The sequence below is a fragment of the Verrucomicrobiia bacterium genome, from assembly GCA_036405135.1.
GTDB lineage: Bacteria > Verrucomicrobiota > Verrucomicrobiia > Limisphaerales > JAEYXS01 > JAEYXS01.
On record DASWYF010000043.1, the window covers coordinates 1 to 24,927 of the forward strand.

General features: G+C 56.5%; 19 protein-coding genes. 8 read left to right on the plus strand and 11 right to left on the minus strand.

The window, feature by feature from the left end; all coding sequences use genetic code 11:
* Positions 1-428 precede the first annotated feature (428 nt).
* Positions 429-1,427, plus strand: a complete 999-nt coding sequence (locus VGH19_20320; protein ID HEY1173721.1) for a glycosyltransferase family 2 protein — start codon at positions 429-431, stop codon at positions 1,425-1,427.
* 368 nt (positions 1,428-1,795) lie between these two features.
* Positions 1,796-2,518: a hypothetical protein gene (locus VGH19_20325; protein HEY1173722.1), complete on the plus strand. Its 723-nt coding sequence runs from the start codon at positions 1,796-1,798 to the stop codon at positions 2,516-2,518.
* Between the two features lie 116 nt (positions 2,519-2,634).
* Here VGH19_20325 and VGH19_20330 read toward each other — a convergent pair whose 3' ends face one another.
* From VGH19_20330 to VGH19_20340, 3 genes are all read right to left on the minus strand, one after another.
* Positions 2,635-3,534 carry an alpha/beta hydrolase gene (locus VGH19_20330; GenBank protein HEY1173723.1) on the minus strand — a complete coding sequence of 300 codons (900 nt, stop codon included), beginning with the start codon at positions 3,532-3,534 and terminating at the stop codon, positions 2,635-2,637.
* Between the two features lie 199 nt (positions 3,535-3,733).
* Positions 3,734-4,183, minus strand: a complete 450-nt coding sequence (locus tag VGH19_20335) for a hypothetical protein (GenBank protein ID HEY1173724.1) — start codon at positions 4,181-4,183, stop codon at positions 3,734-3,736.
* A gap of 130 nt (positions 4,184-4,313) precedes the next feature.
* Positions 4,314-4,694, minus strand: a complete 381-nt coding sequence (locus tag VGH19_20340) for a hypothetical protein (protein ID HEY1173725.1) — start codon at positions 4,692-4,694, stop codon at positions 4,314-4,316.
* 217 nt (positions 4,695-4,911) lie between these two features.
* Here VGH19_20340 and VGH19_20345 point away from each other — a divergent pair, with 217 nt between their 5' ends.
* Positions 4,912-7,473 carry an exo-beta-N-acetylmuramidase NamZ domain-containing protein gene (locus VGH19_20345; protein HEY1173726.1) on the plus strand — a complete coding sequence of 854 codons (2,562 nt, stop codon included), beginning with the start codon at positions 4,912-4,914 and terminating at the stop codon, positions 7,471-7,473.
* Between the two features lie 11 nt (positions 7,474-7,484).
* Here VGH19_20345 and VGH19_20350 read toward each other — a convergent pair whose 3' ends face one another.
* Entirely contained in the window at positions 7,485-9,848 is a 2,364-nt protein-coding gene (locus VGH19_20350) for a VIT domain-containing protein (GenBank protein ID HEY1173727.1), read from the minus strand.
* Between the two features lie 51 nt (positions 9,849-9,899).
* Positions 9,900-11,357, minus strand: a complete 1,458-nt coding sequence (locus tag VGH19_20355; protein HEY1173728.1) for a PLP-dependent aminotransferase family protein — start codon at positions 11,355-11,357, stop codon at positions 9,900-9,902.
* A gap of 154 nt (positions 11,358-11,511) precedes the next feature.
* Between VGH19_20355 and VGH19_20360 the strand changes: the two genes are divergently transcribed.
* Positions 11,512-11,844: a DUF2917 domain-containing protein gene (locus VGH19_20360; protein HEY1173729.1), complete on the plus strand. Its 333-nt coding sequence runs from the start codon at positions 11,512-11,514 to the stop codon at positions 11,842-11,844.
* Between the two features lie 188 nt (positions 11,845-12,032).
* Here the strand turns inward: VGH19_20360 and VGH19_20365 are convergent, their stop codons facing one another.
* The 4 genes from VGH19_20365 to VGH19_20380 all read right to left on the minus strand — a co-directional run bounded on the left by VGH19_20365 (position 12,033) and on the right by VGH19_20380 (position 17,329).
* On the minus strand, positions 12,033-14,753 hold the full coding sequence (locus VGH19_20365) for a glucosidase (protein ID HEY1173730.1): 2,721 nt from the start codon (positions 14,751-14,753) through the stop codon (positions 12,033-12,035).
* Positions 14,754-14,956: 203 nt separating this feature from the next.
* Entirely contained in the window at positions 14,957-15,919 is a 963-nt protein-coding gene (locus tag VGH19_20370) for a D-2-hydroxyacid dehydrogenase (GenBank protein HEY1173731.1), read from the minus strand.
* 12 nt (positions 15,920-15,931) lie between these two features.
* Positions 15,932-16,933, minus strand: coding sequence for a phosphoglycerate dehydrogenase (locus tag VGH19_20375; GenBank protein HEY1173732.1), 1,002 nt, complete (start codon positions 16,931-16,933; stop codon positions 15,932-15,934).
* 117 nt (positions 16,934-17,050) lie between these two features.
* Positions 17,051-17,329 carry a hypothetical protein gene (locus VGH19_20380; protein ID HEY1173733.1) on the minus strand — a complete coding sequence of 93 codons (279 nt, stop codon included), beginning with the start codon at positions 17,327-17,329 and terminating at the stop codon, positions 17,051-17,053.
* 128 nt (positions 17,330-17,457) lie between these two features.
* Between VGH19_20380 and VGH19_20385 the strand changes: the two genes are divergently transcribed.
* Together VGH19_20385 and VGH19_20390 are read left to right on the plus strand one after the other, a co-directional pair.
* The gene (locus tag VGH19_20385; protein ID HEY1173734.1) at positions 17,458-18,834 is read left to right on the plus strand and encodes a DUF1501 domain-containing protein; all 1,377 of its coding nucleotides are present in this window, start codon (positions 17,458-17,460) and stop codon (positions 18,832-18,834) included.
* Between the two features lie 18 nt (positions 18,835-18,852).
* The gene (locus VGH19_20390; GenBank protein HEY1173735.1) at positions 18,853-21,273 is read left to right on the plus strand and encodes a DUF1549 domain-containing protein; all 2,421 of its coding nucleotides are present in this window, start codon (positions 18,853-18,855) and stop codon (positions 21,271-21,273) included.
* A gap of 863 nt (positions 21,274-22,136) precedes the next feature.
* Here VGH19_20390 and VGH19_20395 read toward each other — a convergent pair.
* Positions 22,137-22,280 (minus strand): hypothetical protein, encoded by a 144-nt coding sequence (locus VGH19_20395; GenBank protein HEY1173736.1) that lies wholly within the window; start codon positions 22,278-22,280, stop codon positions 22,137-22,139.
* Positions 22,281-22,721: 441 nt separating this feature from the next.
* Here VGH19_20395 and VGH19_20400 point away from each other — a divergent pair, with 441 nt between their 5' ends.
* Positions 22,722-23,018, plus strand: a complete 297-nt coding sequence (locus tag VGH19_20400) for a hypothetical protein (GenBank protein HEY1173737.1) — start codon at positions 22,722-22,724, stop codon at positions 23,016-23,018.
* A 69-nt stretch (positions 23,019-23,087) separates the two neighbouring features.
* Positions 23,088-23,510, plus strand: coding sequence for a hypothetical protein (locus tag VGH19_20405; GenBank protein HEY1173738.1), 423 nt, complete (start codon positions 23,088-23,090; stop codon positions 23,508-23,510).
* A gap of 595 nt (positions 23,511-24,105) precedes the next feature.
* Here the strand turns inward: VGH19_20405 and VGH19_20410 are convergent.
* Positions 24,106-24,837 (minus strand): hypothetical protein, encoded by a 732-nt coding sequence (locus VGH19_20410; protein HEY1173739.1) that lies wholly within the window; start codon positions 24,835-24,837, stop codon positions 24,106-24,108.
* Positions 24,838-24,927 lie beyond the last annotated feature (90 nt).

Genomic DNA, 24,927 nt, shown 5'->3' on the forward strand with positions numbered 1-24,927 from the left:
TCCTGCTCGATCTCCCGTAAGGTCAAAGGCCGCTTGGGTTCTGGCTTCATCCGTGTTCCTTTGGTTCGTGGTTGCCCCTTTGCACCCAGGATCGGAACCGTTACCAACTCATTATGGGGGCAGTGTCAAGATGCGCCCGGATTCAACCTAGGCTTGCAAACACTGTCTCAATTTGTGAGAATTTTTCTATCATCAAGGTTCCGGCCCAGTGGGGCTGCACCCTCCTTAACCTGAACATTGGGATAAGACAGAAGAGCAAAGACAAACTAAAACCACCGGGAACTGTCTCATCGAAGGGGGACTGAAACATGGGAGCAATCGATACAGGCTATCTTCGTTTGACAGATTAAGCCCTCAGTTCCAGGGGCGCGTAGAGCGCATCTAGGCAAATAGAATTTCCCCGGACAAAACGAGATACACGCCTTGGCATGACAACATCCCAACCCTTATTGACGATTTCCATTCCAACCTACAACCGCGCCAAATTGCTTGAGGCGCGTCTTCTGGAACTCTTGCCGCAAGTGGTGCCCGAAGTGGAGCTGATTGTCTGCAATGACGGTAGCACGGATGAGACAGTCCAAGTTTGCGAAAAATACCGCAACCAGGGTGTTCTCTACTATGAGAACAAGGTAAACATGGGGCTCTCCCGGAATATGCTCTCGGCCTTTGAAAACGCCCGGGGCAAATGGCTTTGGACATTGGGAGACGACGACGGTGTTTTGCCGGATGCCGTAGGCAGGATTCTCTTGCTTTTAAGAAAATACCCGGAGGCTGGTGTCATTACGGTCAAAAACGAAACTCTTCACTTTACGCACGAAAAAGAGTTCCATGATTTAGGGACATTTCTTCAGGAGCACGGAATCACGGATGTGATGTTCCAATCCAGCAACCTTTATCATATCGCAAGAATCAACAAGCATCTCAAGGTGTTTGCGCAGGGCATCATCACGATCTCGCCACATGTTGACTTAATCATCCGGATGCTGGAAACGCATACTGCGTCGCTTCAGTTTTCCCAGACGGAAATATTGGGCGAATGCGAAGCCAATCGCCGGTGGTCCTCCCTTGAACTGGCATTTGGTGTCAGCCTGCATCCTATTTTTATCCGGAGTCACTCCATTCAAAAGCGCGCCGCGATGAGCGCCTGGTTCAAGACGCGGTGGATGCACAAGTATGGACTTCGGGAAGTTCACGACGAAGCTTCCTTCACTCGCTGGAAGCAATTAACGCGCAATTGTGATTCTCTATTGAATAGTTTCGGCGCCCATTTCCTCAGCGTTCTTTTCTTCAACCAGTTTGAAATGAAGGAATGGCTCAATCATTTGCAAATGAGCGTTATTCGCTTGTTTCCTTTCTCCATGGTCAAGCGACCCATTCTGGAGATGAGAAACCGGAGGTTGGGAGATCGCATTTCGTATGATAATTGACAGGGACACGACACCAACCGTATCGCGGACGAAATGATCGAGCACCTATTAGTCTAGTCCCCTTAGCCTTGATACCTAAGGGCTTTTGCGTCATATTGTTTTCGTGACTGACGTCAGTCACGGGAAACGGATGCTTAGCACGATAGCGTCGTCATTGGTCCCGCAAGGTTGTTTTTCCTTGAAACAACCACGCATCCTTACCCTCTCCTGTTTCCTATTGCCCAGCCCCTTGGTCGCAAATCACCGTGCTCGGCTAATTATTCACAACTCATTCCTGATTCAGGCGCTTTCCAACCTGCTTTCGCGGGCTGGAATCGTTTTTGCTAAACCACTCACCAGCAGAGACAACCCCTGCTCACCCATTACCTATGAAAGTCATCCGGCCTAATTGCAGGGTTCAATTCACCGCCGAGGATATCGAATTCGTGTTGCAAGTCCTCAGTCCCGGCACCACCCATCCCAGCCCCGCTTTCTCCAGTCTCCTCGCGGATGAAGAGTCGCGTGATCAGATCTTGGATGACGAACGGCTCTATCAAGCAGTGCTACAGGGCACGGGATGTCTACGCGTTTCGGCGCATCTCTACTTTTATGTGCTAGTGCGACGTGTCCTTCGTAAGGCGGGTATCGAGGATCGGCGTGTGGCGGATTATGTAGCGGAAGTGCTCGCGGAGTTTTCGCGATTGGAACGCCTCTCTCTGCAGCTCACGGCGGATTTTAATCCGCTCGAGTATCTCTTCGAGATGATGAGCGCGCTGCAGCAGGCGGATGAGCGCACGAGCTTTCTCATCCGCGCACACATCGGGAATCATTCACTCTTTCTCTCCGGCGTGTTCCCGGAGCGCATCCGGCATCGGGCGGAGAAGAAAGGTTTCCCCGATCTCAGCTATTATGAGGGCATGGGGAGTTCGAACTATCGTGTGGCGAGTGATCATCGGCTGGCGCGGCAGTATGAACTGGCACCGGTGTTCTCCACGCTCAGCGAATGTTTTCACGAGACGCGTGCCGCACTGAATGACTTGGCGGAGCGGATGCTGCATCTGGGCGAGAACAGCAATGACGCGATGCTGGTGCGGGCGTTTGGGAAGGCATGAAGCGTTAAAAGGTTAAAACGTTAAATGGTGAAGACGTTTCAACCATTTAACGTTTTTAACGATTTAACGCGCCGTCATTCGAGGACGACGACGAGGACGAGAACGATCACGAGCGGTTATTTCGTAAACCCCTGTTCTTTCAGCCAGTGGAGGCAATCGGCGGTCCAGGGGTGGCGGGCGGTCGGGTCCCAATTCGAGGAGCCGAGGCCGATGCCGTGTGCGCCCTTCGGATAGATGTGCAGGGCGAAGGGCACGTTGTTCTTTCGCAGACCAGCGGCGAAGTCGAGGGCGTTCTCCACTTTCACGGCGGTGTCTTCAAAGGTGTGGAAGATGAAGGTGGGCGGGGTGTCTTTCTTCACTTGTTTCTCATTGGAGAGGAGTTCTACGAGTTCGGCTGAAGGATTGTCGCCGAGCAAGTTTTTCTTCGAGCCGCCGTGGGTATTCGCGCCCATGGTGATGACGGGATAGCAGAGTATGCCAAGGTCAGGACGGGAGCTTTCTTTTTCGATCGGGTCTTTGGCGTTGGCGTCACCGGCATCGAAATGCGTGAGGAGCGTGGAGGCGAGGTGGCCACCAGCGGAGGAACCCATGAGTCCGATGCGTTTGGGATCGATCTTCCAATCAGCCGCTTTCGAGCGCACGTAACGGACGGCGCGGGAGACGTCGTTCAGCATCACAGGATGACGATAACCTGCGGAGCCGAGGCGGTATTGGAGCACGAAGGCGGAGATGCCCTGCTCGTTCAGCCACATGGCATAATCGCGACCCTCATGCGGGGCGAGTCCGCCGTAGCCACCGCCTGGGCAGATGACCATGACGGCACCGGTGGCGATCTTGGGATTGGCGAAATAGGGCGTGAGCTTGGGCACGTCTTTGGCCTCGTCCTTGCCGAGGGCGCCGGGAGCGCCTTCCGCCCAGAGCGGGAAAGGTTCGCGCGGAGGACGTTGTTGGGCTTGGGCAGTGGAAGCGATGACGGCAAGTGATGCCAGCAGGCAAAGTGCGGTGCGACAGTTCATAGGATTGATGCGGGAAGGATATTCAGCAACGAGGAGAATGTGCAAGACCGGGGAAATTTTTAGCCACAGATTTGCACGGATTAGGGAATCGCCGCAAAGAAGCGCAAAAGGCACAAGAGGAATGACGAAGAAGTTTTACCACGGAGGCACGAAGGACACGGAGAGAATGGCAAAGGTTAGCAACGACTGATGATTGCGGTTACGGGGTGCTATTGGTCGCAGGGGTATTCGTCAAAGGCCAGCTTTCAGAAATCTCGGTTGAGGAAACAAAAGAAAAATACCGCACTATATTGGTACTTTTAAGAACTGAGCCTGGACAAAAATCCAACGATTTACTGCCTGATGGCAGACGCATAAAGCTAGTCGCCACTTCATTAGTCCCCTGCCTGATACTGACAAAAATCCATTTATCGTCCTTCTTGAAGGGATACCAGGACCAACCGAAATCATACCCGCCCTGGTCATCCAACGTATATGATTTTTTAGAACTCAAATCCTCCAATCCAATGACTCGCATTTCTGCACCCGCTAAAGGGATTCCATTCTTAAAAAAACGGACTTTGGATTGCCCCTGATAATAAACAAACTGGGAAATCAGATAAACACCACTAGCTATCACCCCTAAAACTATGGCCTTCTTTGGAGTCATTTGAACGGGGCAATCATCGTTTTAACGTAATTTATTTCAACGTTTATTCGCTTTGGCTATTGGTTGCCAGCTTCTTAATTGCATAAACGCGGCGGGACGCCGGGTTAACTCGCAGGCGAGGACGCCCGCGCTACAGGATTATGGTTTGGAGGTCGGCGAGGAGGACTTTTTGTTCTTCGGGGTCGGTGATGGCGGTGGCGTGTTGGTGGGCTTGGTCGAGGTGTTGTTGAGCGGCGGGGTCGTGGGTGAGGCTGAGGGCACGCGCGAGAGCTTCGTGGGCGTAGCCGAGATTGAAGGCGGGCAGTTTGTTTTGCTCGCTGATTTCGAGACAACGGCGTGCGTGATAGAGTGCGGGTTCGGGACGCTTAAGAACGGCGTAGACTCGGGATATCTGCCACTCGCCGATGCTGAGGTTGGTGGCGTTGCCGACCTTGCTCCAATGATAACAGGAAGCGTGTGCGCCGTGGATCATGGCGTCCGCCTCGGCAGCGGCTTCTCCATGAGTGTCCACGTCTGGTTGAAGAGGTCCACGGCAAGGCGGTGGTGGATTTCGGGGGTAATGGCGGTGGACATGGGCAGAGGATAAAACCGAACGGAACAGAAGTCCAAAGCCGAAACTCGCTGCTCCGGTTTCGGTTGCTTACGAAAGGTTTTCTTTTCATGCTCGGGGGATGATTTTCAAGCAGAGTTCTGACTTGGTTTCTTCTTTTTCTTCCAAGGGTGTTTTCATGGCCCTAAATGGAGCAGCGCTGATGCTGGTGCTGGCGCTCGCTTTCACGGGGTGCCAGAGCAAGTCGGCTTCGCAAGGGGGGAATCAAACCACGGCCACCGCCACTGCCAAGACGGGCACGAACTCCCCTGCCCCGCAAGCGACCGAGAGCAAGGTGGTGAAGGGCCTGCGCACGCCGACGGTGCTGAATGTGAAGCCGACGGCGGTGTTCAAGGCGGAGAAGCTGGCGGCGATGGATGCGGCGATCACGAATGCGATCGGGGAAGGGAAACTGCCCGGCGGTGTGCTCTGGCTGGAGCGCGGGCAGGAGGTTTATCTGCGCGGCTATGGCTGGCGCGCAGTGGAGCCGAAGCGCGAGGTGATCACGACGGATACGATCTATGATGCGGCGTCGCTCACGAAGGTCGTGGCGACGACTCCGGCGATCCTCATCCTGCTGGATCGCGGTCTCCTGCAATTGAACGATCCGGTGAAACGGTTCATCCCGGAATTCACGGGCGGCGGGAAAGAGAATGTGACGGTGCGGCATCTGATGACGCATGTGTCCGGCCTGCGCTCGGGTCTCGGCGCGACGCCCGCGTGGACCGGTTATGACACGGCGATCAAGCGGGCTTGCGGTGAGACATTGCAGACGGAGCCGGGCGCGAAGTTTCTCTACAGTGATATCAATTTCATCCTCCTCGGTGAGATCGTGCGGCGCGCGAGCGGGATGCCGCTGAACCAATTCGTGGAGGAGAACATCTACAAGCCGCTGAAGATGGTGGACACGGGTTACCTCCCCTCCCCTGACAAACTGAGCCGCATCGCGCCGACAGAGTCGATCGAGGGCAAGCCGCTGCGCGGTGTGGTGCATGATCCGACCTCGCGCAAGATGGGTGGGGTGGCGGGGCACGCGGGTCTCTTCACCACGGCGAATGATTTGGCGCGGTATGCGCGGATGATCTTGAACGGCGGTTCGCTGGATGGGGCGCGGGTGCTGAAGACGACGACGGTGCAGATGATGGAGAATGTGCATACGCCCTCTGCGGTGGCGGATCGGCGCGGGCTGGGCTGGGATATTGATTCCAGCTATGCGGGGCCGCGCGGGAATGTGTTCCCGATCGGTTCGTTCGGGCACACGGGCTGGACGGGCACGTGCCTGTGGATCGATCCGTTTTCGCAGACGTTCTACATCTTCGTCTCGAATCGCAATCATCCGACGGAGAAGGGTTCCGTGACGGCGTTGCGTCGCGTGCTCGGCACACTCGCGGCGGAAGCGGTGAATGGGTTTGATTTCAACAAGGTGCCGGGAGCTTTGCCACCGCGCATGACGAACAAGGTTTCGCAGATCGAATTACTCGAATACGCGGCGGCGGACGGAGGGGCACCCCTCACCCCAACCCTCTCCCCTCCGAGGGGCGAGGGAGAAAAAACTGGTGCAGCCGAGCGCAAGGGTCCGCAGGTGCTGAATGGCATCGATGTGTTGAAGCGGGAGAAGTTCGCGCGGTTGAAGGGATTGCGCCTCGGCCTGATCACGAATCACACGGGGCAGGACAAGGATCGTAATCCGATCATCGATATGCTGCACGAGGCGGAGGGCATCCAGCTCAAGGCGCTGTTCGGGCCGGAGCATGGTATTCGCGGGTTGCTCGATGAGAAGGTGCCGGACAGCAAGGATGAGAAGACGGGCTTGCCGGTTTACAGCCTCTATGGCGAGACGCGCGTGCCGAAGCCGGAGCATCTGAAAGACCTCGATGCGTTGATCTTCGACATCCAGGACATCGGGTGCCGGTTCTACACGTATCCGTCCACGATGGGGAATTGCATGGAGGCGGCAGCGAAGGCGAAGATCAAGTATTTCGTGCTGGATCGCGTGAATCCGATCACGGGCACAGCGATCGATGGGCCGGTGCTGACGGATAAGACGAGTTTCGTAGCGTATCATCAGGTGCCGGTGCGGCATGGGATGACAATCGGTGAACTGGCTAAGATGTATAATGCGGAAAAGAAATTCGGCGCGGACCTGACGGTGATCGAGATCGAGGGCTGGAAGCGCGGGATGTGGTTCGATGAGACGGGGCAGCCGTGGAAAAATCCGTCACCGAACATGCGCAGCCTCACACAGGCGACGTTATATCCGGGCGTGGGTTTGCTCGAATTCTCCGCCGTGTCCGTGGGGCGCGGGACGGATACGCCGTTCGAAGTTGTCGGGGCGCCTTACATTGATGATCTAAAACTCGCAGCGGAATTGAACGCGGCGGGATTGAAGCATGTGCGCTTCGTGCCGATCCGCTTCACACCAAATGCGAGTGTGAACAAGGACAAGGAATGTCGCGGCGTGAACATCATCCTGACGGATCGCGAGAAGTGCGAGGTGGTGGATATCGGCATCTTGATCGCGTCCACGCTGCATCGGATGTATCCTAATGATTATGATCTGAACAAGTTCAAGAAGTTGTTGGGTCATGACGCGACGATCGAGATGATCCGCGAGGGGAAATCCGTGAAGGAGATCCGCAAATCATGGGAACCGGCGGTGAAGGAGTTCATGAAGCGGCGGAAGGAGTTTTTGATTTATTGAGCGACAAGTGATTACTCGGTGACTTCATAGACCGTGTCCGCGAGGACGAATTGGACGCGGTTGCCGAGCGCGAGCCAGGGCTTCACTTCGGGATGCTTCTGCATCAGGTCGAAGTATTCCTTGGAAGCGAATGGAAGCTGGACGCGGCGGGCTTGCGCAGATTGTTTCTGCACGAGTGCATCGGTCCACACGGGGCCATTCTGGTAGAAGGCGCGACCGCCAGCGTAACGGTTTTGTTGGGTATAATCGGTAGAGGAGGAGGGGTTATGGATAGATTTTGCAACAGGAGCGGATACTACGCCGCTCACACGAGAACCAAGTGCAGGAGGAGCCGCAGCAGGCATGGGACTGGCTGCCATAGGTGCTTCAGCGCGGTTCTTCTCAAGAGCTTCGGCCACCACGGCTTGCCCGCGGAGCGCCTGATTCATCCGCGCACCAGAGACGGCGAAGGAACCGGAGCGTTCTTCCTTGCTGCGACGCCAGGCATCCTTGGTCGCGTCTTGTGCCGCGACGTCCAAGCGGAAGTTGTTCTGCGTTTGCGCCGTGGCGGGAACACCGCGCTGCTTCTCATCTTCCAAGATCAAGTAAGCAGTGTAAGGCGTGACGATGCCGTAACGGCGCGCAAGGTCGGTGACTTCATCGCGCAATTCGGCATTCTCACCGCGCAAGCGGATCTCGTCCAAAAGCCAGCCGACACGACGCATCGCCCACAAGCGCGGGATGAAATCGTGCTCGGTGCTGCTCTTCGGAAAGGTGACTTCGTGCACGATGGTCTTCTTGCTTTTGCCAGATTGGCCGGTGAGTTCGATGGCAACAGCACCGTGGCCCTTGAACTTGCCGGAGAGCACAAGTTGATCGCCATTGAAAAGATCGGGCAGTGGGTTCGGATACAATTGCGTCACGGTCACATCGCCTTTCACCTTCAGTTCCGGACTGGCGAGTACAGGATCTTTAATACGCGCGAAGAAGCCGGAGAGTTTCAATTCAAGATCCTCTTCCGGCAACACGTAGGTACTCACGGCGCGCGTCTGCTCTGTGATGCGATCGAGCAAGTGCGTGTTCACATCATGACCGACACCGAAGCAGAACACGCGCGTCTTCCGCGCCACATCGGAGGTGACGAGTTGCACGATGGTTTCCTCACGCGTCTCGCCCACGGTGGGCATGCCGTCCGTGACGAAGATGACGAAGTAAGGGCGTTCCACCGAATCCGGACGCAGCTTCAGCGCCGTCTGCAACGCCGCATGAATCGCCGTGCCACCAATGGGTTTCAAGCCTTCCACAAAGGTCTGCGCCTTCTGACGGCTCTCCCTGTTCACTTCGCGAAAACCATTGAAAAGCGGCTCGGTTTCCGTGGAAAAACGCACGATGTCGAAGCGGTCTTTATCATTCAGATTCTCCACGCAGAACTGCAACGCCTTGCGTGCTTGCTCCATTTTCTTGCCCGCCATGGAGCCGGAAGTATCCACCACGAAGAGCACATCCTTCGGCACCACTTTCGTTTTATCATCCCACTGGCCGGGCGAGAGGAAGAGCAGGAAGTGGCCTTCATCACCATCGCGTTGCGTGATCAATTGGATACCGATCTCATCCGTCTGGCGTGCGAAGAAAAATTGGAACTGTCGCGCACTGCCGGAGCTGTTCGCCTCGTAACCCAGCGTGGCCTTGCGATCACCCTCGCGCTTCACATCCACGGAATGCGTGGGCGAATAAATCGTCTTCAACGGCGTGCGCGAATCGATCTGCACCTTGATGGCGAGCGGAGTTTTCTTATCCGCTGCGTCAGGATTCAACGGCAGCGCGTATTCCACGAGACCTTGTTCCTCCTTAAGCAACTGCGTGTAGATGAGCTTCACGCGCTTCTTTTCCTGCGGCTCGATGGGAAAAATACGGACCTTGTAGAGATCGCGCCCGGCGTATTCAAGCAACGCGGGGTCCTTCAACTTGCGCACGATCTCTTCGTAGATGGCCTTCGCCTTGTCCGCCTTCAGCAACTCGGCCTGCACAGGTTGGCCATTGATATCCATGGTGAACTTGTCGATCTGTGCGCCTTTCGGCACGGGGAACAGAAACGTGCCCTCGATGCGGCGTCCGTTCGGATTGTAAAAAACTTGTTCAACTTCCGTGCGGGCGATCTGGTCGCGGATGGTGACATCCACCTTCTGCTGCTGCGTCTCCAAGGGCAACATCACGGGCATGCTCGGAGGTGGACGATGTGGGTGAGGAATGGGACGCGGCGGGATTGGCGGCATGGGCTCCGGTGCGATGATGCCTTCCTTGCCCGGCTCCACCACGATGAGCCCGGCGGCATTCACCTGTTGCAAACTTCCACCCAACAACAGGCCCAAGAGCAGCGCCCAAAAAATCCGTTTCATACCCCGTTAGACGAGGTGCTTCGGAAAATGCTCCCGGCTGATGAATGTTTTTTAGGAACCCGCTTCTTGCAATTGGCCGACCATCCGACCAAGCCGCAGCAAGGCATCGTCCAATGCTGGCGTCCAAGGGTTCGCGCAGTTCAGGCGGATGAAGTTGCCAAAGCGTTGGCGCGCGGAGAAAACCGGGCCAGGCGCGATACTGATCTTCTCGGCGAGGGCGCGCTCGAAAAGCTCAACGGCCTTCACCTGCGGAGGCATCTCCACCCACAGGACATGACCACCCGCAGGCCGCGTGACTTTCGTCTCCGCGGGGAAGTAGCGGCAGATGGCTTGCGTCACAAGCTGGACTTTGTGCGCGTATTCGCGACGCACCTTGCGCAGGTGATGGTTGTAACCGCCATTCGCCAAAAAATCCGCGATGGCCATCTGCGGCAGAACGGCCGTGGCGGCGGTAGTAACAATCTTGTAATAGGAAACTTGATCAATGAAACGGCCCGGAGCCGTCCAGCCCACGCGATAGCCAGGCGCGAGTGTTTTGGAGAACGCATCACACAAGAGCACGAGGCCTTTGCGATCGTAAGATTTCGCCGTGCGCGGACGTTCTTGTGCGAAAGAGAGATCACCGTAAACGTCATCTTCGATCAGCGGGATTTCCTTTGCCGCGAGCATCTCCACCAAGCGCCGTTTATTTTCATCCGGCATACAGCTACCCAGCGGGTTGGCGTAATTCAGCACGAAGAGGCAGGCTTTCACGGGCTGTTGCTCGAGTGCATAAGCGAGCGCATCGAGGCTCACGCCATCACGCGGATGCGTGGGGATTTCCAACGCCTTCATGCCGAGCGATTCGATCGCTTGCAAGATACCGAAGAATGTCGGCGATTCGATGGCGATAGTATCGCCGGGCTTCGCGACGGCGCGCAAACACAGATACAGGGCTTCCTGTGCGCCGCACGTGGTGATGATGTCATCAGGCGAGAGTTCGCAACCCGTCTCCATCGCGCGTCGCGCGATCTGCACCCGCAAGGGCGTGTGCCCCGGCGGCACGTCATAGCTATTGCTCAGCTCAGGATGCATCCGCGCTGCTGCCGCCATCGTACGATTCAACTTTTCCGTGGGCAGCAATTCCGGACTCGGCAACGCTGCGCCCAATCGCACCAACGCCGGATCACGCGTGGCTTGCATCACGCGCACCATGAGCGTGCCCATCTTCACTGTGGCCGCGACGGGTTTGGGCTTCGAGATTTCCGGTTCTTTCGGCGCCTGCCAGTGACGCAAGCGCACAAAGTAACCAGATTGCGGACGCGCCTCGATGAAGCCACGGCTCTCCAGCAGACGATACGCCTGCATCACCGTGGCGATGCTCACTTGCTGCTGCTGGCTCATACGCCGCACAGACGGCACGCGCTCACCGGGCCGCAACGTGCCCTGCTCGATCAGACGGCTGATATGCTGGGAAACCTGCTCGTAGAGCTTCTCTTCCAACGGGGCAGAGGTCGCGATCAGCTTCATAAACGCTATCAGGTTAGCAAAAGCAGCACACCAGAACAGTTACACTTCCATTCAAATTACACCAGTACAGTTTTCAAGAAACAGAACTGTACTGGTCACCTATTTCAACGGGTGCATCTGTGCGAAACCCCGCTCTGGCCTAGACTGTTAACGTATGAAAGTCAGCGGCATCAGTTGGTTCAGCGAGTTCACCCAGGAGTTGGCGAAGCTCTTACGCATGGGCAATGGCCTCATCGCGCACACCGGCGAGCCGCGCTACACTGCCACGAAGAGCGGCCCACGCATCACTCTCGAAAAAGGCTGCCTGCATACCATCATCGCGAAGAAAGACCACGTGGAAATCACCGTTCATTCCGGCACGTTCTGGGTGACGCAAGAGAATGACGCGAAGGATTATCTGTTGAAGACAGGTGAGAAATTGGTGTTCACGAGTTCAGGCAAAGTCATCATCGAAGCACTGCAACCCGGTGAATTCGAAATAGTTTGAAGTGTAGAAAACGCAAACCGCCAAGGTAGGGCGCGGTGTCCTCACCGCGCCGCCGTGGAAGCCAAGAGTATTCGATTACCAAGAAAGTATTGGCGACTTTAGTCTTAAACTTCAGTCTTTGTCGTCATCAAACCATTGACCTAAGCACATCTTCTCCTCCGTCATCGGTCCGCTGAGGACAGCGGACCCTACCCCTTCTGCTCCGGCCACTTCTTCTGCCGATCCCGCGCGTAATCCTCGATATGCCGGATGCTCAGCGCCGTCCAGCCCGTCTGATGGCTCGCGCCTAATCCCTGCCCGGTTTCCGCATGGAAATATTCGTGGAAAAGCACCAGCTTCTTCCAGTGCGGATCCGTGTTGAAGAACGGATGCCCGTTATGACACGGCCGCTCGCCTTTCTTGTCCTTTAAGAAAAGAGACGCCAATCTCCGGTCGATTTCATCCGCCACCTGCTGCAGATTCATGCGCTCGCCTGAGCCTACCGGACACTCCACCAGCAGATCGTTCCCGTAGAAATGATAGTAGCGTTCCAACGCTTCCGTGAGCAGATAGTTCACCGGGAACCAGATCGGCCCGCGCCAGTTCGAGTTACCGCCGAACAGCCACGAGTTCGATTCGCCCGGCAGATAATCCACACGATACTCGTCCCCATTCACCTGCAAGATGAACGGCGAATCCGCATGAAACTTCGACATCGAGCGGATGCCGTAGTTGGACAAAAACTCCGTTTCATCCAGCAAGTAACGCAATACGCGCTCCAATTGATCGCGCGAAGGAATCGCCAGCAATCGCCGCTTCTCTCCGAAATCACACGAGGTGATGTGTCGCGAAAGACCTTTGCGATTCTCCATGAACCACGTGAACCGTTTGTAGAAGCCTGGCAATTGCCGGATCTTCTCCTCTTCCAAAACCTCCACCGCGATCAACGGCAGCAAGCCAACGAGCGACCTCGTCTTCAGCGGAATCACCGAGTGGTCCGTATGAATGCGGTCGTAATAAAACCCATCCTCATCATCCCACAATCCGCTGCCGCCCAGCGTGTTCATGGAATCCGCGATCTGCACAAAGTGCTCGAAGAACTTCGACGCCATGTCCGAGTAAGCGGGCCGGATTTTGTCGCCATCTTTCGCCAACTCCAGCGCCATTGCGAGCATGGTGGTGCAGTAAAACGCCATCCACGCCGTGCCATCCGCCTGTTGTAACGTGCCGCCGGTGGGCAAGGGCCGCGAACGATCAAACACCCCGATGTTATCCAAGCCGAGGAAGCCGCCGGAGAACAGGTTCTTGCCCTCCGCATCCTTGCGGTTCACCCACCATGTAAAATTCAGCAGCAGTTTCTGGAACGCGCTCTCCAGGAAATTGCGGTCACGCTCACCTTCCTTCGCGGAGATCTTGTAAACGCGCCACACCGCCCACGCATGCACCGGCGGGTTCACATCACCCATCGCGAATTCATACGCGGGAATCTGCCCGTTCGGATGCATGTACCATTCACGCAAGAGCAGCAGCAACTGGCCCTTAGCGAACTCGGGATCCACTTTCGCGAACGGCACCATGTGAAACGCCAAGTCCCACGCCGCGAACCACGGATACTCCCACTTGTCCGGCATGGAGAGCACGTCGCGGCTGTAGAGATGCGACCAATCATGATTGCGCCCGAGCAAGCGGCTCTCCGGCGGCTTCGCCACATCCGCATCGCCCGTCAGCCAGTCCTCGATCACGTAGTGATAGAACTGCTTCGTCCACAAGAGCCCCGCATACGCCTGGCGCACCACACTGCACTCGCTCTCGTTCAGATGCACTTCCTGGATGGACTTGTAAAATTCATCCGCCTCAGTGACACGCGCCTGAAACGTCTCCGTGAATGCCGCACCAAATGTCTGCTTCGGAGTTTCCTCTTCCGCATACAGGCGCAAACGGATCATGCGCGAACCGCCCGCTTCGATCTCGAATTGAAAATGCGGCGCGGCTTTCGTGCCTCGCAGTTTGGGATTCACCGCATCCTTCTTGCCGCTGATGACGTAATCGTGGAACGCATCCTTCACATACTTGGATGCATTGGGCGTGTTGAAAAGCTTCGTAAAATTCGTCTCGTTATCCGTGAAGAGAAACGGCGCTTTCTGCCCATCCGCCGCGGGTTCCACTTCCAGATAATAGCGGTGCAGCGATTCGTGATGCAGCGCGAGCTTATGCGGCGTGACCTGCTCGATGCGTGGCCGCATGGAGCAGCCTTCATGCGTGCAACCCCATACCCAAGTGTTGCGATACCACAATGTCGGTAGCACATGGATCGGCGCTTTCACCGGCCCGCGATTATGCACCGTGATCTGGATCAAGATGTCGTTCGGCCCGCCTTTCGCGTATTCCGCGAACACATCAAAATAGCGGCTCTCATTGAAGACACCCGTGTCTTCCAACTCATACTCCGGCGCCTCCTTGCCGCGGATTTGATTTTCCTCCACCAGCTTAGCGTAGGGATATTCCGCCTGCGGATACTTGTAGAGCGCCTTGAGATAGGAATGCGTGGGCGTGGAATCGAGGTAGAAGTAAACTTCCTTCACATCCTCACCGTGATTGCCCTGCGGACCAGTGAGGCCGAAGAGACGCTCTTTCAGGATCGGGTCTTTCCCATTCCACAACGCGAGCGCGAAGCACAAACGCCCTTCGCGATCCGTGATGCCCATGAGGCCATCTTCACCCCAACGATATGCCCGACTGCGTGCATGGTCATGAGGAAAATAATCCCAGCATGTGCCGTAGGGAGAATAATCTTCGCGCACCGTAGCCCACTGACGCTCGGAGAGATAGGGGCCCCAACGCTTCCAGTTGTGCGACCGCTTTGCATCTTCTTGCAACCGCTGCCACTCAGCCCCGCTGCCCCGCTGGTTGATTTTAGTATCGCCCGACATTCCGCACGCAGACTAAGCAGGAATTGCCCGCCTGAAAAGACACATCGTCATGCTTAATCCTGAGAAATACTCATGGATGAAGAGAAATGACCAATGACGAAATCCGAATGAGCAAGGAATGAGTGAATGACAAATGACCAAACAATTACCATTGGTCATTGCTCATTCCTTCGTCATTAGTGCTTGGGCATTCGTCATTGATCCTAAACCTTCCAGTTCACCACATTCACCGGGTTACCATCCAGAAACGCCTTCACATTGTTCACCGCGATGTCCATGAGGCGCGTCCGCGCCGCCTTCGTCGCCCACGCGATGTGCGGTGTGACTAGACAGTTCTTCGCCGTCAGCAGCGGATTACCATTCTTCGGTGGCTCAATGCTCAGCACGTCCAGACCTGCACCCGCGATCTTCCCTTCATTGAGCGCATCTGCGAGAGCCGCTTCATCAATCAGCGGTCCACGACCCGTGTTCAACACAAACGCCGAGGGCTTCATCCGAGAGAGCCGTTCCTTGTTGATCAGATGCTTCGTCTCGGGCGTGAGCGGGCAGTGCAAGCTGATGACATCGCTGATGTGGAAAATCGCCTCCAGACTCACGAATTGCACCCCGTTTTCTTCCGTGCCCGTGCGACTGCGTGAATACGCCACCACCTTCATGCCGAAGCTCTGAGCGATCTTCGCCACCATCTGCCCGATGCGACCGTAGCCAATGATACCGAAAGTCTGCCCGGCAATCTCGATAAGTGGTTTGTCCCAGTAACAGAAATCCGCGCTGCTCTGCCAACGGCCTTCACGCGTGGTCTGCGCATGATGGCCGACATGAAACGTCAGTTCCATCAGGAGCGCGAAGGTCAGTTGCGCGACTGAGGGTGTGCTGTAATCCGGGATATTCGCCACACGGATGCGCCGCTCATACGCGCTCTCCACATCCACGATATTGTAGCCCGTGGCCAGCACGCCGATGTATTTGAGGTCTGGCAGTTGCTGAATGGCTTCATGGCTGATAGGGGTCTTATTTGTGAGGACGATCGGTGCACCTTTCGCCCGCTCCACCACTTGCTCGACTGGCGTGCGTTCATACACCGTCACCTCGCCCAAAGCCATGAGCCCGGCCCAAGAAAGATCCCCCGGATTCAGCGTATATCCATCTAGCACTACGATGTTCATAACAAATCCACCCTATTTCAATTTTGCCCGCAAAGCCGGTGAACTCAGCACATCTTTGTTCACCACAAATTTCGGCGTCATGCCCGCCTGCGCATCCAGCACCGCCTGTGCTGCTGCTGTGCAAACCGCGCGTCCCGTATCGCGCCCGAACGACGCCTGATGCGGTGTCATCAAGAGTCGCGGCGCTTTGCGGATTGGATGCTCCGCTGGCAGCGGCTCCACACAGAATGCATCCAAAGCCGCTCCACCGATCGTCCCCTCGTGCAATACTTCTGCTAGCGCCGTCTCATCCACCAAGGCACCGCGTGCCGTGTTGATGAAGAACGCGGACGACTTCATGCGCTGCAATTGCTCACGCCCGATCATGCCGCGATTCTCCGGCGTCAACGCCGCGTGCAGGCACACGTAATCGCTCTGCTCCAAGAGCTCGTTCAAGGAGACGAACTCCGCTGCTGGAGTCACTGGCGCCTTCGGCGGGAAAAGATCATGCGCGAGGATGCGCATATTGAAACCGCTCGCCCGTTTCGCCACCGCGCGTCCGATGCGCCCATAGCCGATAATACCGAGCGTCTTGCCGTTCACATCCTCACCCCATTGCGGTGCCCACGCGCCCTGCCGCATTGTGTGATGCCCCTCACCCACCCCACGCGCAACGGCGAGCAAAAGTGAAAACGTATAGTCCGCCACCGCTTCATCTAAAAGACCAGGGGTGTTCGTGACGAGAATGCCCAGACGCGTCGCCGCCGAAAGCTCCACGGAATCATATCCCACACCCCAGCGCGAAATGAGCTTCAGGTTTTTCGCCTCGGCCGATTCCAGCACCGACGCGTCAAACTTATCCACGCCCGCGATGACCGCATCCGCACCGTTGATATAGTTGAGGAGTTCGCCTTTGGGGAAAGGACCCGTAGGTGGCGAGAGCGTCACCTGACATCCCGCCTTACGCAATATCTCCACCGTGGTTTCACCCACGATGTTCATTGCCGGCGCCGTAGAAATGACCGTCCAAGACACGCAAGAAGTGTAGCGAGCAGACAATTACGGACAAGAAAAGAGAAACGGGGTTTGAATGACGAATGTCTAATGCCCAAACACGTCATTGTAAATTGGTCATTCGGATTTCGTCATTGGTCATTTATTTTTACCTTCCAGTTCCTTCACCCGCGCCTGCGCCTTTGCCAGTTCATTCTTCAAATCATAGATCTCCCGCTGCAGCATGCTCTCCGTCTGATACGCCTTCTGCTGCTCGATCTTCACGGCGTTGTCCCCTTTCCGCTTCTGCACAAAGACCTGCATTGCCAGCATCACCAGCAGGAAGAACTGAAAGACTTGGATGGCAAAACGCACCTTGGAATCCTGCTTTGGCAGTTTCGTCGGCTCCGTCGGCGCGGCTGTTTCTGGCTGGCTCATGATCGTTTTTACTAAGAACGGGCAGGAAACTACATCGCTTCAAGTAGTCTTGTCTATGGTTGGCAATTCGCAGCCCTTCTATGGTATGCTCCATAGTCAAAGCCCATAATTAAACCCGTCTTGCCATTATGCTAAAAGTCTCCGGCAAAGGTTCGATCACCACGTGTGACGGCATCACGCGACGCGACTTCCTCCAGGTCGGCGCGCTCGGTGCCATGGGCTTGTCCATGGCCAAGTATTCCGCCCTGCAGGCCGCGAACAAGGTCGCTAAGGGCCATGATGAACGCAGCGTCATCATGATCTTCAATCTCGGAGCACCCAGCCAACTCGATACTTGGGACATGAAGCCGGATGCTCCGCGCGAGATCCGTGGCCCGTTCAAGCCCATCCGCACAAACAACCCCGATATCCAAGTCTCTGAGATTTTGCCGCTGCATGCGAAGCTGGCAGATAAATTTTCCCTCGTCCGCAGTTGCTATCACACGGCCTCAGCGGTGCATGATACTGGTCATCAGATGATGCAGACGGGCCGCTTGTTTACTGGCGGCATCATCACGCCTCATGCCGGTTCTGCACTGGAATACATCATGGGCCGCCGCAATGAACTGCCCGCGAACATCATCCTGCCCGAGCCCATGGGCCCCACTGGCGGTAACATGCCTCACGGTCAGGACGCCGGTTTCCTTGGCAAAGCTTTCGATCCTTTCGCCCTCATGGCCGATCCTTCCGTGAAGGATTTTAAAGTGCCCGATCTCCTGCCGCCCTCCGAGATCGGCGAAGCGCGCTTGCTGCGTCGCCGTGAATTGCGCGACGTGGTGGAGGACACCGTCCGCTCCTTTGAAGCCACCGAAAATGCGAAGTTGATGGATGAAAACTTCGCCTCCGCCTATCGCCTGATGACGAGCGCAAAAGCCCGTGAAGCCTTCGACCTCACGAAGGAGCCGATGAAAGTGCGCGAGCGTTACGGCATGACGCGCTTCGGCCAATGCTGCCTGCTCTCCCGTCGTTTGGTGGAGGCCGGTGTGCGTTTCGTCACGGTGAATACCTTCATCACCGTCTTCAACGAGATTACTTGGGACATCCACGGCTCGAAGCCATTCACTGCCATCGAGGGCATGCGCGATATCGTCGCGCCGATGTATGATCAAGGTTACAGCGCTTTGATCGAAGACTTGCACCAGCGCGGCATGCTCGATAACACCATGGTGTGCAGCCTCGCGGAATTCGGTCGCACGCCGAAGATCAATCCCGCTGGCGGCCGCGATCACTGGCCGAATTGTTGGACAGTGAACTTCGCCGGTGGCGGTGTGAAAGGTGGCCGCGTCATCGGCAAGAGCGATGAGATCGGTGCTTATCCGGCGGAACGTCCGGTGAACCCTGCTGAAGTCGTCGCCACCATCTATCACAGCCTCGGACTGGACCTAACCTCCCACCTGCCCGGCCCGCAAGGCCGCCCGTTTCCTTTGGTGGATTTCGGCACGCAGGCGATCAAGGAGTTGTTCTAGTCTTACACGAGTGAACCGATGAAACGTTTCTCCGCCTTACTATGCATCATCTGGCTCGGGCTCACTTCGTTGCACGCCCGCGAGTCCCTCGTCATTCTCCCCGAGAAGATCGTGCTGCACGGCGCCATCTCTCAACAACGTCTCGTGGTGGAGCGTTTGGAGGATAAAGAATTCATCGGCGATGTGCGCGAGAACGTCACCTACACTTCCAGCAATCCCGGCATCGTCAAAATCGAGAAAGGTTTCGCCGTCCCCGTCGCCAATGGTTCCGCCACCATCAAAGCTACCGTCGGCAAGCAGACCGTCAGCACCAAGGTCACCGTGACCGGCATGAACCAGTCCGCTGACTGGACCTTCCGCAATCACGTGCAACCTGTCCTCGCGAAGTTCGGTTGCAGCTCCGGTGCGTGCCATGGCGCGGCTGCCGGACAGAATGGCTTCAAGATTTCCCTGCGCGGTTATGATGATGACGGCGATTACCTCGCGCTCACCCGTCACACCTTGGGACGTCGTATCAGCCCCGCAGAACCGGCCAAGAGCCTCTTGATTACCAAGCCCACCGGCGCTGTCCCGCACAAAGGCGGCATCAAGTTCGATACCGATTCCCTCGAATACCGTGTGCTCGCCGAGTGGATCGCCAATGGCACTCCGGGACCGAAGCAGGAAGACCCACGAATCGAACGCATCGAGATGGTGCCGAACCACGTCGTGATCAAACCCGGCGAACAGCAACAGATCCTCGTCCGCGCTTACTTCAATGACGGTCGCGTGGAAGATGTCACGCGCTGGACGAAATACACGGATGCGAATTCCGAGGTCACCAACATCGACGAACACGGCAACATCAAGGTCATGGGCTTCGGTGAAGGCGCGATCACCGCGTGGTATCTGCAACGCATCGCCATCGCCACCGTCACCGTGCCGCACACGAACAATCTTCCGAAAGCGACTTTTGCCAAAGCGCCCAAGCGCAATTTCATCGATGAACAAGTCCTCGCCAAACTGCGCAGCTTGAATCTCCCGCCTTCGCCTCGCGCAACGGATGACGAGTTCATCCGCCGCGCTTATCTCGATACCATCGGTGTCCTCCCCACCGCTCAGGAAACCAAATCGTTTCTCGCGGATCATTCACCGAAGAAGCGCGATGCCCTCATCGAGACTCTGCTGAACCGTCCTGAGTTCATCGATTACTGGTCCTACAAATGGTCCGATCTCCTGCTCGTGAAGAGCGAGAAACTGAAGCCTGCCGCCATGTGGTCCTACTACCATTGGGTGCGCGATGGCGTGGCTAAGAACAAGCCGTGGGACCTGTTCGCTCGCGAAGTCATCACCGCCCGTGGCAGCACTTTGGAGAACGGCGCCGCGAATTTCTTCATCCTCCATGATGAACCGAAGATCCTCGCCGAGACCACCTCGCAAGCCTTCCTCGGCATGTCCATCAATTGCGCCCAGTGCCATAATCACCCGATGGAGAAGTGGACGAACAACGATTACTACGGCATGGCGAACCTCTTCGCCCGCGTCCGCGCCAAGGCCGCCACCGGTGAAGGCAACCAGATCATCGTGGACGCCAGCCAGGGCGAACTCGTGCAACCCCTCACCGGCAAGCCGCGTCAACCGCGCCCGCTCGATGGCCAGACGATTGATTTCACCGCCGAGAACCGCCGCGAACATCTCGCCGCTTGGCTCACCTCACCGGAGAATCCTTACTTCACCCGCGCCATCGTGAACCGCATCTGGGCGAACTTCTACGGCGTGGGCCTCGTGGAAAGCGTCGATGATCTGCGCGTCACCAATCCCGCCAGCAATGAAGCCCTTCTCTCCACCACCGCCAAATATCTCGCCGAGCAAAAGTATGATCTGAAAGCGCTGATGCGTCTCATACTTCAATCCGAAACCTATCAACGCTCCAGCGAAGCCCTGCCCGGCAATGCCGCCGATAAACGCTTCTACTCCCGCTATTACCCGCGCCGCCTGATGGCCGAAGTGATGCTCGATGCCTTCTCCCAAGTCACCGGTTCCGCCACCGATTTTAAGAATTACCCGAAAGATTATCGCGCCCTGCAATTGCCAGACTCGAACATCAAATCCTATTTCCTCAGCTCTTTTGGTCGCCCAGATCGCAACGCCACTTGCACCTGCGAGCGCACCGACAACCCCAGCGTCACCCAAGTGCTCCACATCTCCAACGGCGACACCGTGAACCAAAAACTCTCCGCGAAAGGCAATCGCATCGAGAAACTCCTCATGGCCAAGACGCCGCCCGAGCAGATTGTGGAAGACGCCTACCTCACCGCCCTCTCCCGCCTGCCCACCGAAAAAGAACGCACCCGCATCATGGGCATCCTGCAAAAGACCGATGAAAAAGACCTCCGCCCCGCCATCGAAGACATCTACTGGGCCCTCCTAAGCAGCCGCGAGTTTTTGTTTAATCATTGAGAGACTGTCTGAGGACGCCTCCTGACACCGCCTCCGACGAACAGATCCTGAGGAAAGCAAGATAACGCTTCACCTCCCTCGCCCGAACTCGCGACTCTGTCGGAGCTCTGAGGGGAGAGGGCCGGGGTGAGGGGTGCCCGCCTTCAGACTTGAGCTTTCCCCACACAAAATCCTCGTATCACTTACTTTCTCGTCGACAGCGTGAGGAGGCGCCCCCAGTTAACCGGTTTCACCCCGCGCCCATAACAAACACACAGAATGACCCCGGCTAACCAGCAGTCGCTTCCCTTTTCTTCATTCCCAATTTTTCATTCTACATTCCCCCGAAGCGGCCTTCCCATCTCGTCCGTTCAGTGTTCCCTCTTCTCAGTTGCATCCTGTCCTGCGGCACTCTAGCAACTAGTCTACACCTCCAGAATCCGACCCTCGTCAGCCACTCCACAAAGAAACGCAGATCGGTAGGGCGAGGCTCCTGACGAGCCCTGACTCTTTTCGCCAAGGCACCGTGATAACCACCACCCACCACCACCGAAGCCCAACGTCCCCATCCCCCTCTCCTCCATTGATAAATGGAGGAGAGGGCCGGGAGAGGAGGCACTAAACCTCCCCAACTCCACTCTGGGAAGCCGAGCCTCGACCGGCCTGCATTTCCTTAAAAGGAAATTATTTCAAAGAACAATGAAACCATCCGACCCCTGCGGCTGTATCTGGCCTATGGCTCCTCCTCACAGGGAGGCCAGACTCTGGTGCTGTCCTGAACCCGGCTGGTTCCGCAGTGGGTACCATGGTCAACCTTGTGACCTAGGGATTCCCCGGTGGGTCATACAATCCTACGCCCACCGACGTCCCGTTCCCCCTCCAGCTTACGAGCCCCGATCCAACACCCGATACACCCACAGATCCTGCAAGAGACGATCGCTTCCTCTATCTTCCTTCTCCCTCACGGGAGAAGGATTGAGGATGAGGGTGTTCCCCTCCGGCCCCGCCTCTCGACCTGATGCTTCCATAAGGATTGCCAAAACGATTCCATCGAATCATTCAGCGGAAGTTTCGGTTTTTTGTTCCCAATTCAAAACTTAAAACTGAGAACTTAAAATTACCTCAAGCCCTTCCTTTACCGACAACGAGTTGTCAGCAATCCCATTATCTCCCATCTCAACCACTCAAACCACAGAAATCTGTTATCCCACAGCGACATTTTTCCCAACCCCTTCAAACAGAGGAAAATCCAATCGAAGATTTTCCCTTTTTTGCATTTTTAGCGGGTCGCCAACCCCTAAAAATTTAACTCAGTTAAAAGAACATACATTTCCATCCAGTCCATCTCGTCCATCCTGTCCAAATCCCCTCTTTAAATCTCCCTGCTCGACAATCATCCCCGCCTGTCCTTCAATATTTGTATCACCAATCAAACCACAATTTTGCGGATTACTTAACTGTTGACTGTCATGAGCGAAACTCCACACCAACGGTTCGCCAATGTTCAGATGCCCAAGTGGTATCGAGTATCCGCGTGGGTAGTTCGCGTGGTTGCATTTCTGATTTTAGCGGTTTCGGCTTGGATCATGACCCATCAGGATGCCACGGGGTCTTCTTGGCCCATCGCCGGTATTATCATTGGAGTGCTCTTGTTGGTTCTGCCCGGTTTGCCCAAGGCTTACATCGAGCAGAGAAACCGCATCAGGGGTGCTCGTGACGGTTCGTTTCAGGAGTTTTTGAAAGATGAGCAACGAAACGACAGCTAACCATGCACTACCGCATCGGGCCGAAGCCCGGCGTAGGCCGAAGCGAACCCGGCATGCTGCTTGACCGCCATGCGCGCCTTTGTATCGCTCATCTTACTCGTTCTGACCGGCTGCGGGTTGTCCACCGGCACGCCTGTTCACTTCGTCGTGCCCGACGGTTATCGCGGTCCATTTTACCTGATTCCAGATCCGACCAACGGTGTAGTCATCACCAAATCCCAAGGACGATTTGTGGTCACGCTTCCTGCCAGCGGCAGGCTGATGGTTCGTGATTTAGGATTTCTTGATTCGTGGCATCAGGAGACGTGCGCGTTTGCCAGCGGCACGCGCATTCCCACACTCACCGAGCCGGGCAGCACGGGTGTCTTAGCAACAAATGCTGTCGCACTACGCGGTAGCGGCTCTGCGCGTAACAGCAATGGGCCGGTGTTCACATGGTATTTCATTGGCACACAGCAGGAGTTTGATGCATCTGGCAAGCTACAACCTTGAGCCGCCCGGATCACTGAGCTTTTTTCTCTAAGCAGCACTCTCTATGGAGGCGACAACTTGCAATCCATCCACCCCGAAGAAGTCTCGGAACTGGAAACTCTTCAGCCTCGGTTTGGGAGTCCGCCTGTTTGGGGTCCTTTTGATTTGGTTGGGTGACGGTTACGACAGCGCCTTTCGGAAGACACTGGTTGTGCTTGGGGTGATTCTTTCCGTTGGAGGGATTGGTGTCCTGCGCTATTTGCTCATCTCAGGATGGAGGAAAAAACGACCAAGCCACCTCTAGAAAAACCAGTCAGCTAAATGGTTACTGTGGAGACGAGTTTGCCGCCGATCGCGACCGTCCCTTCCCCCGGAGCGCGGGTCTCCGACCCGCAGCAACTCACCCAAGCAAACTCAGCCCACCCCCGCTAAATGCCCCCCGCAAGAAATTCCCCCTCATTCCCCACCCCAGAGGGAAGACAGCTTGCAGCCGTGATCGCTGGACATGCTAAAAATTCTCCGAACCATTCCCTCTCCCCCTTCGTAACACTCATGAACCTGCATCCGGGCGAGTCCGGTGCGAGACACCAAAACCAGTGTTATGAAGCAGACCATCTTACTTTGCAGCCTGACTGCCGCCCTCCTGAGCGGCCTGACCGCCACCGCGCAACCAACTGATAAGGAACAGCCTCCGCGCGAAGGTGACCGCCCTGGCATACGCCGTGAACAACCCGGCGAACGCGTCGCCCGCCCCGATGGCGAACGCAATCTGCGTAACGGCCCACGTGATGGTGAACAAGTTACCCCCCGTGGTCCTCGCGATGGCGGCGGTGCCCGTCCGGAAATGCGTCGTGAGGGCCCTCCACCCCAGCATCGTGAAGGTGACCGCGTAGCCCCTCAAGGCCAAGGCCGCCCCGAGATGCGTCGCGATGGTGATCGCCCGGCCGGTGGTGCTCCGCGTGAAGGCGATCGCGTCGGTCAGCCGCCTCGTGGCCCCCGTGATGGCTTCGCACCACAAGGCAGCCCTCGCGATGGTCAACGCCCTCAAATCGAACCACGTGATGGCCAGCGTCCACCCATGCAAAATCGTGACGGTGTGCGTCCCCAAGGTAATGCGCCGCGTGAAGGCTTCCGCCCGCAAGGCCAAGGCGCTCCCCGCGAGGGACAAGGTGCTGCCCCACGTCCGCAGATGCGTGATGGCGGTCAACGCCCGCCTAATGGTGACCGCCAAATTGATGGCCAGCGCCCGCCGCAACGCCGCCCGGAAGGTGATCGCCCCGAAGGACAACGCCGCGAAGGCGAAGGTCGCCCACAACGTCCGCCCGTGGAACGCGAATAAAGGGCTCATCCATGCACTGCCTCCGAAATCCAGTGAACTTGAGAAAGCAAAGAAACGCTCCATCCCCCTCGCCCCTCGGAGGGGAGAGGGCCGGGGTGA

What these genes read in the sequence shown, in the direction of transcription:
- VGH19_20320 (HEY1173721.1), top strand. Translation starts at nt 429, where the DNA reads ATGACAACATCCCAACCCTTATTGACGATTTCCATTCCAACCTACAAC.
- VGH19_20325 (HEY1173722.1), top strand. Translation starts at nt 1,796, where the DNA reads ATGAAAGTCATCCGGCCTAATTGCAGGGTTCAATTCACCGCCGAGGAT.
- VGH19_20330 (HEY1173723.1), bottom strand. Translation starts at nt 3,534, where the DNA reads ATGAACTGTCGCACCGCACTTTGCCTGCTGGCATCACTTGCCGTCATC.
- VGH19_20335 (HEY1173724.1), bottom strand. Translation starts at nt 4,183, where the DNA reads ATGACTCCAAAGAAGGCCATAGTTTTAGGGGTGATAGCTAGTGGTGTT.
- VGH19_20345 (HEY1173726.1), top strand. Translation starts at nt 4,912, where the DNA reads ATGGCCCTAAATGGAGCAGCGCTGATGCTGGTGCTGGCGCTCGCTTTC.
- VGH19_20350 (HEY1173727.1), bottom strand. Translation starts at nt 9,848, where the DNA reads ATGAAACGGATTTTTTGGGCGCTGCTCTTGGGCCTGTTGTTGGGTGGA.
- VGH19_20355 (HEY1173728.1), bottom strand. Translation starts at nt 11,357, where the DNA reads ATGAAGCTGATCGCGACCTCTGCCCCGTTGGAAGAGAAGCTCTACGAG.
- VGH19_20360 (HEY1173729.1), top strand. Translation starts at nt 11,512, where the DNA reads ATGAAAGTCAGCGGCATCAGTTGGTTCAGCGAGTTCACCCAGGAGTTG.
- VGH19_20365 (HEY1173730.1), bottom strand. Translation starts at nt 14,753, where the DNA reads ATGTCGGGCGATACTAAAATCAACCAGCGGGGCAGCGGGGCTGAGTGG.
- VGH19_20370 (HEY1173731.1), bottom strand. Translation starts at nt 15,919, where the DNA reads ATGAACATCGTAGTGCTAGATGGATATACGCTGAATCCGGGGGATCTT.
- VGH19_20380 (HEY1173733.1), bottom strand. Translation starts at nt 17,329, where the DNA reads ATGAGCCAGCCAGAAACAGCCGCGCCGACGGAGCCGACGAAACTGCCA.
- VGH19_20385 (HEY1173734.1), top strand. Translation starts at nt 17,458, where the DNA reads ATGCTAAAAGTCTCCGGCAAAGGTTCGATCACCACGTGTGACGGCATC.
- VGH19_20390 (HEY1173735.1), top strand. Translation starts at nt 18,853, where the DNA reads ATGAAACGTTTCTCCGCCTTACTATGCATCATCTGGCTCGGGCTCACT.
- VGH19_20395 (HEY1173736.1), bottom strand. Translation starts at nt 22,280, where the DNA reads ATGGAAGCATCAGGTCGAGAGGCGGGGCCGGAGGGGAACACCCTCATC.
- VGH19_20400 (HEY1173737.1), top strand. Translation starts at nt 22,722, where the DNA reads ATGAGCGAAACTCCACACCAACGGTTCGCCAATGTTCAGATGCCCAAG.
- VGH19_20405 (HEY1173738.1), top strand. Translation starts at nt 23,088, where the DNA reads ATGCGCGCCTTTGTATCGCTCATCTTACTCGTTCTGACCGGCTGCGGG.
- VGH19_20410 (HEY1173739.1), bottom strand. Translation starts at nt 24,837, where the DNA reads ATGAGCCCTTTATTCGCGTTCCACGGGCGGACGTTGTGGGCGACCTTC.